This is a genomic window from Desulfovibrio sp. ZJ369 (assembly GCF_011039085.1).
Lineage (GTDB): Bacteria > Desulfobacterota > Desulfovibrionia > Desulfovibrionales > Desulfovibrionaceae > Desulfovibrio.
Map to the genome: position 1 here is coordinate 24,526 of NZ_JAAKEI010000034.1, position 6,082 is coordinate 30,607.

The 6,082-nt window shown below is 63.2% G+C and carries 7 protein-coding genes; all 7 read right to left on the minus strand.

Annotated elements, in window-relative coordinates; all coding sequences use genetic code 11:
• Positions 1–48: 48 nt before the first annotated feature.
• Positions 49–879, minus strand: a complete 831-nt coding sequence (panB, locus tag G7Y51_RS10330) for a 3-methyl-2-oxobutanoate hydroxymethyltransferase (protein WP_165177194.1) — start codon at positions 877–879, stop codon at positions 49–51.
• A gap of 81 nt (positions 880–960) precedes the next feature.
• Positions 961–1,848: an agmatinase family protein gene (locus G7Y51_RS10335; RefSeq protein ID WP_165177196.1), complete on the minus strand. Its 888-nt coding sequence runs from the start codon at positions 1,846–1,848 to the stop codon at positions 961–963.
• 759 nt (positions 1,849–2,607) lie between these two features.
• On the minus strand, positions 2,608–3,144 hold the full coding sequence (locus G7Y51_RS10340; protein WP_165177198.1) for a hypothetical protein: 537 nt from the start codon (positions 3,142–3,144) through the stop codon (positions 2,608–2,610).
• Between the two features lie 768 nt (positions 3,145–3,912).
• Positions 3,913–4,395: a helix-turn-helix domain-containing protein gene (locus G7Y51_RS10345; RefSeq protein WP_165177200.1), complete on the minus strand. Its 483-nt coding sequence runs from the start codon at positions 4,393–4,395 to the stop codon at positions 3,913–3,915.
• A gap of 184 nt (positions 4,396–4,579) precedes the next feature.
• Positions 4,580–4,906, minus strand: a complete 327-nt coding sequence (locus G7Y51_RS10350; protein ID WP_165177202.1) for a DUF3467 domain-containing protein — start codon at positions 4,904–4,906, stop codon at positions 4,580–4,582.
• A gap of 2 nt (positions 4,907–4,908) precedes the next feature.
• Positions 4,909–5,535, minus strand: a complete 627-nt coding sequence (locus G7Y51_RS10355) for an OmpH family outer membrane protein (RefSeq protein WP_241160215.1) — start codon at positions 5,533–5,535, stop codon at positions 4,909–4,911.
• 271 nt (positions 5,536–5,806) lie between these two features.
• On the minus strand, positions 5,807–6,082 hold a 276-nt coding region (locus G7Y51_RS10360), incomplete at its 5' end, for a hypothetical protein (RefSeq protein ID WP_165177204.1).

Below are 6,082 nucleotides of genomic sequence, written 5' to 3' on the forward strand. Positions count from 1 at the left end.
CCGCCCGGCCGCAGGAATCCGGGCCGGGCACATCAGGCCCGCAACGCTCTAATAGAGTTTTTCCAGGACAGCCGCCTCGTCCTCCAGACTGTAACAATGTTCTTGCGCCGGAAAGGTGCCGCTTTTCACCTCCCGCGCATACGCCGCGAAGGCCGCGCGCATGGCCTGGCCCACCGCGCCGAAGCGTTTGACGAATTTGGGGGCAAGCGTATCGCAGAGGCCCAGCATGTCCTGCCAGACCAAAACCTGCCCGTCGCAGTCCGGGCCCGCGCCGATGCCGATGGTCGGGATGGAGATTTCCCGGCTGATGCGGGCGGCCAGAGCCGCGGGCACACATTCCAGCACCAGGGAGAAGGCTCCGGCGTCTTCCAGAGCGCGGGCGTCGTCCAGCAGTTTCTGGGCCGCGGCCGCGCTCTTGCCCTGAACCTTGTAGCCGCCCAGAGCGTGCACGGACTGCGGCGTCAGGCCCAGATGCCCCATGACCGGGATGGAAGCCCGGACAAGCGCGCGCACCTGCGGGCAGAAGTGCGCGCCGCCTTCCAGCTTCACGGCCTGGGCCCGGCCTTCCCGGATCAGCCGCCCGGCGTTGCGCAGGGTTTCGGGCACGGAAACCTGATAGCTCATGAACGGCATGTCGCAGACCACCAGAGCCGAGCTCGCGCCCCGGGCAACGGCCGCGCAGTGGTGGATCATGTCTTCCAGAGTGACGGAAAGGGTATCCGGATGGCCCAGCATGACCATGCCCAGAGAATCGCCCACCAGCAGGGCGTTGATGCCTTCCTGATCCATGAGCCGCGCCGTGCTGTAATCATAGGCCGTGAGCATGGTCAGTTTTTCCCGCCCCTTGGCCTGCCGGAAAGTGATCACTGTATTTTTCATGCTGTTCCTCGTTTGGCTTCAAAGATTTTGGCGCTGCCCCGCGCTGCGGATTCCGGTTGAGTTGAAATAGGATCCGCCCCGTCAGGAAACGTCCCGGACCTCGCCATCCAGCGCCAGAGCCATCAAAAGATGCGTGAGCTTGGCGGCCGTGAAATCCGCATGGTGCAGTCCGGGGATGGGCGCCAGTTCCACCACGTCCAGGCCGGCGATCTGCCGCCCTTGCGCGCATTTCTCCAGCACAAACTGAGCCTCGCGCCAGGAAAGGCCGCCCGGCGAGGGCGTGCCCGTGGCGGGCATCAGCGACGAATCCAGACCGTCCACGTCAAAGCTGACATAGATGCGGCGCGGAAAGTCCTCAGGCAGCGGCTTTTCAGGCAGGCCCACGCGGGCCAGAAAGTAGGCGTCGTAATGGGTGACGCCGAAGCGGCGGCGGATTTGGGCCTCCTCCCGGCTCATGTCGCGCACCGCGAACTGGACCAGAGGCAGGCCCAGATCCGCCACGGCCCGATACATGACGCTGGCGTGAGAATAGGGATCGCCCTCATAGTGGGGCCGCAAGTCCGCGTGCGCGTCAAACTGCACCACGCCCAGCGGCTCGCCCCTGGCTCTGGCGTCCGCGGCCAGGGCACGCAGCGCGCCCAGGCTGGCCGTATGCTCGCCGCCCAGCAGCACGGGCACGGCTCCGCAGTGCAGGGCATGCCGCGCCACGGCCTCAATGCGCTCAAGCACGGCCTCCACCGGCCCGGAGCAGTCCACGGGCGGGGCGGTATAAAAACCTGACTCGCCCGGCGCGCGGCCGCTCTCCCAGGCTTCCAGCTGCTGCGAGGCCGCCAGCAGGGCCGCCGGGCCGCGGGCCGCGCCGCCGCCATACGAAACGCTGCGCTCCAGAGGCGCGGGGATAATGTGAAAAGCCGCCGCTTCCGGTGAGACCGGGGCATATTCCGAAGCCAGAAAATCCTGACAGGACATAGCAGTGATCCTAGAGTATTTTGCTTTTGAAATTATTCAATTTCAAAAGCGGCGCTGCCATCATTTCGCGTCCAGGCTTCAGCCGTTGCGACGAAGGAAGCTACGGATGAAGACAGCAACTGGTTACTGCGGCAGCCAGCCAACGCAACCGCTGTCGCTATCCGTACGCAAGCAAAGCTTGCTAACGGCTACCGCAACGCGGTCTGGACGCTCATTCGGCGCGGGCGTCCGCTCCCGCGGCCGCCAGAGCAATTTCAAAGTGAAATTGCTCTGGAGCATATTTTTTTTGAAACGCTCTGCACGGCCGGACAAACCGGAGAAAAAAACGGCCCGCTTGGGGAGGCAGGCCGTTTTTGTTTGGAGGAGGCTGTCAGCAAAAGAAAGGAAGGTGCTTTTTCTTCTGCAATGGCCGTGCCAAGTTAGAAATTTGCGAGAATTTTTTTAATATCCCTGGATTATTCATCTATTTTTTTCATACAGCTTCGCGTCCGGTTAAAAAAATTTAACGCTTTGCTCTCTCCCGGCCCTGCCGGAAATGCCGCGTACAAAAAATTATCTTGCCCGCGCCACGGCAGACCCACGGCAGATCCGGGGCGGCAAGCCGCGCAGGGCAGGCCACGCGGCCGATCTTCTCCGCACGGGCGGGAGCGCGGCGGCATTGCCAAAGCGGCCGGGGAGAGCGGCCGCGCGGATTCCGGCGCGTACAAAATTTTGCCGCAGCGCCCACAGCGCACGCGCGGCCCCGCAGTGCTTCCGGCCTCAGTGCTCTGTAGCGCCCGCCTGCGCGCTGGTGGCGTTGCGCCCCGCCAGAGAAAGACGCCCGGCCAGCTCGCGCGCGCCCGGCGTCTCGCGCCACTGGGCAAAGAGCCTGCGCCAGGCTCCGAATTCCAGAAAACCCTGATCCAACTGGCTCTCATGCATCTGCACCCAGGTATTGAAAAGCTGCATCTGGATCTGAAAGGTCGCGCTCTCGAAAATGCCCGCGGCCGCGTCTCTGGGCATGGCCGCGCCGTCCAGATGTTCCAGCACAAAGGTGCAGACGGCCCGGCGGGAGGTTTCAAAATCCACTTCCCTGCCGTTCATGCCCTCGGCCAGGGGCAGCAAATGGGGGTACAGTTCTTTGATCCGCTCCATGCCCTTTTCGGGCACGGTCAGCAGAAGCGGCTTTTCGCCGTTGGCGTCCGCCGGGGCATCGGATTTTTCAGTGATGAAATAAAAACGAAGCCAGTTTTCAAACATCACCGCTTCCAGAATTTGCAGCACGGACTTTTGAAATTGTTCCTGTTGCTCCGGCATGGGGACTCCTTTGGTGCAAGACTGCTGGGGAATGTTGCGCAAAAAAGCCGTGCGCTTTTGCGCAGCCATATAGAGCATTTTGCTTTTGAAATTATTCAATTTCAAAAGCGGCGCTGCCGTCATTTCCCCGCAAGCGGGACAAGCGCCTGAAAAGCGTAGTTTTCAGGCTCATTCGGCTCTGGCGCGCGCGGGCGCCAGCGCCTCTTATAGCGCTTGCTGGCGTGATTGTCACACCTCTTTCTTCGCCGGGCCCGGCCCTGCTACTTGCCAATCAGGCAGGAAGGGTTTATCTGAAAAGGGAACCCCGGCCCCTGCGTCAACAGGAACCGGGGCTGGCACGGCGCGGTGAGCGCCCCCGTGCACGGCTACCGAGTCAGGTTATAACACCGTTCGGCCCCGTATCAGTGTCAGCTGATACGGGGCCAGCCTTTTATGGCCGACTGTCGCCCCGCAGCAGCAGGGCGAGGAGTACCAGCAACACCAGGACGACAAAGCGTCTCATGCGGCACCCCCTTTGACGGTTTGCGCCGTGCCGGGCGCAGATCAGGAAGGGGGTAGCCGTGCCCGGTCCTTATATCCAGATTTCCCGTACCCCACAACGTCTTTTCAGACCGGCGCGCGTACCCGGAGCTGTTTGCGCGTGTGGGCGGCACTGTACCGGATCTGCGCGGACTTTTTTTGCGAGGGCATGGGGGAAACAGCGCGGCGCCGGGCACGGCCCAAAACGATGCAATTAACGCGTTGAGCTCATTTCATTAGCAAAAAGCTCTACTGCCGCCATCCGTAAGGCGACAAGGGCTGCCGCCCTCGCGGGCGGGCAATCTCTTCCAGCAGCGAGCACATATTTTTCCACAAGCTTCTGTTTTCAGCGCAAAGCTCCCGCCGTTCCTCCTCAAGGGCTGTCAGGCGTTTTTTCAGCTCCGCGCACTGCGGGCAGGAGCACTCCCGGCTTTCGTGCGGCGCGGCGGCCGCGATCCGTTCCGCCTGATCCGCCTGATGGGCGGGGGTCAGGCAGGGGGCGAGGTCGTGCGCCGCTTCGCGGGTGGCGGATTCCGCGCCGGTCAGCAGCCAGTCCAGCGAAACGCCGGTGAGAGCGCAGATTTTGAGAATCACGTCGGATTTGGGCAGGTTTTCGCCCCGCTCATAAAAGCCCAGCGAGCCCTTGCTGATCTCAAGCCGGGCGGCGAATTTTTCCTGTGACTCCTTGCCGCGAGCCATTTTGATGCGTGAGCCGAGCGTGGTCATGGTCATAGAGCATTTTGTTTTGAAATTATTCAATTTCAAAAGCGGCGCTGCCATCATTTCGCGTCCAGAACGCGGTCTGGACGCTCATTCGGCGCGGGCGTCCGCTCCCGCGGCCGCCAGAGCAATTTCAAAGTGAAATTGCTCTAGTGTCGTGCCTGCGCAAAAAGGGCGAGTGCTAACGCTATCCGCTTCAGGCTTGCGGGCTGTCCGTGCCGAAGCGGGCGGCATGTTCCCTGAGCGTGCGATCCAGGGCCAGCAGCAGACGTTGGGCTGAGGCCGGGCTCATGACAATGCGGCGGTCCAGATCCACGGCCAGGCCGTTTTCCGCGTTGCCGTCCGGGCCGTTCAGGCTTTCGGGCAGGCTCAGGCCGCAACAGAGGATCACTTCCTCGGCGGTGCAGCGGGTCTGGAAAACATTGGCGTAGGACGTAACAAGCTGGGCGCTGTTCAGAGCCACGCGGATCTGTTGGCTTGCCGCCGCGTCGGCGGTGGCGGTTTGTTTTTTCTCTTTGCTCATGGCTACCTCTTTTTCTTGTCCGGAGCGCGGGGCGCGGCCGGGGTTTTGCCCGTGGGGGCGGCTTTCTGCTCCGCGGCTTTTTGCTCCGCATTGGGCGGCAGTTTGACCGAGACCACGGGCAGCGCCGGGAAAACGGGCTTGCGGGTGTCCATGGCCGCGAGCACGCTGGCCGTGATGTCCAGCGCGGCGTCGGCGTCCAGGGCGTTTTGCCGGGCCAGAACCAGCGCGGCCTTGTGGGCCTGCCGCCAGGCCTTGACCTCTTCCAGCAGGAGCTTGTTGATCACGTTTTGCACGGCGGCTTCCTCGGCGGCCATCTGGCGGCTGAGGGTCAGCGCGCCTTCGCGCAACACGGCCTCGCGTTCCTTGGCCGGGGCTTTGGACCAGGCTTTTTGCAGATCGGCAAAGCCCTGTTCCAGGCGCTGGCGGGCCTGGGCCAGATGAGCGCGGCCGGCCTCGGCGGCGCTGGATCGGGTCATGATCCGTTCCAGATCCACGGTGGCGATCTGCGGGGCCGCGGCCGCGGCGGACGCGGGCTTGTCGCCCTCCAGGCAGCCGCCCAGAAAGCAGGCGCTCAAAAGGCAGACGACAAGCAGAGCCGTAAGGGTAAGAGGGAATATACTACGGCGCATGGGGATGATTTCCTGTTGTTATGCGTGTCAGGGCAGGACGTTTTGCTTGCTGATGCAAGGAGCCAAACGCCCGCTCCCACAAGAACGGCGCGGCGGTCACATGCCGCCGCGCCGTTGCCGGCTCCCAGGAAGGAAGAAGGACGCCGGCTCCAGAAAGGCCGTCCGCCGGGGGAAGCGATGACCGGCGGACGGCCGCCGGACTCGGGAAGCCCATGCCTCCCGGATATCCGGGCGGGCGGCTCCGCCAGGGGCGGAACCGCCCGGAAGGGCGCTAGAACTCGTAGCGGAACGTACCAAACACGCCGTGCGACGTGCTGTGGACGCCGGTTTGCAGGTTGTAGTTGACGCCAAAGCTCACGTTGTCATTGCCGAATTCCAGACCGGCCTGGCCCATGTAAGAGATGTAGTCCATGGTCTGGCTTTCCAGTTCCGCAGTGCCGGACACGCCGGTGAAGCGCACATCGCTGCGGGCCTCAATGTCCCCGGCGGCCGGGATCACGGCCAGATCCAGGCTGGGCTTGAAATGCCAGCCGTTGCCGGTCTCGAT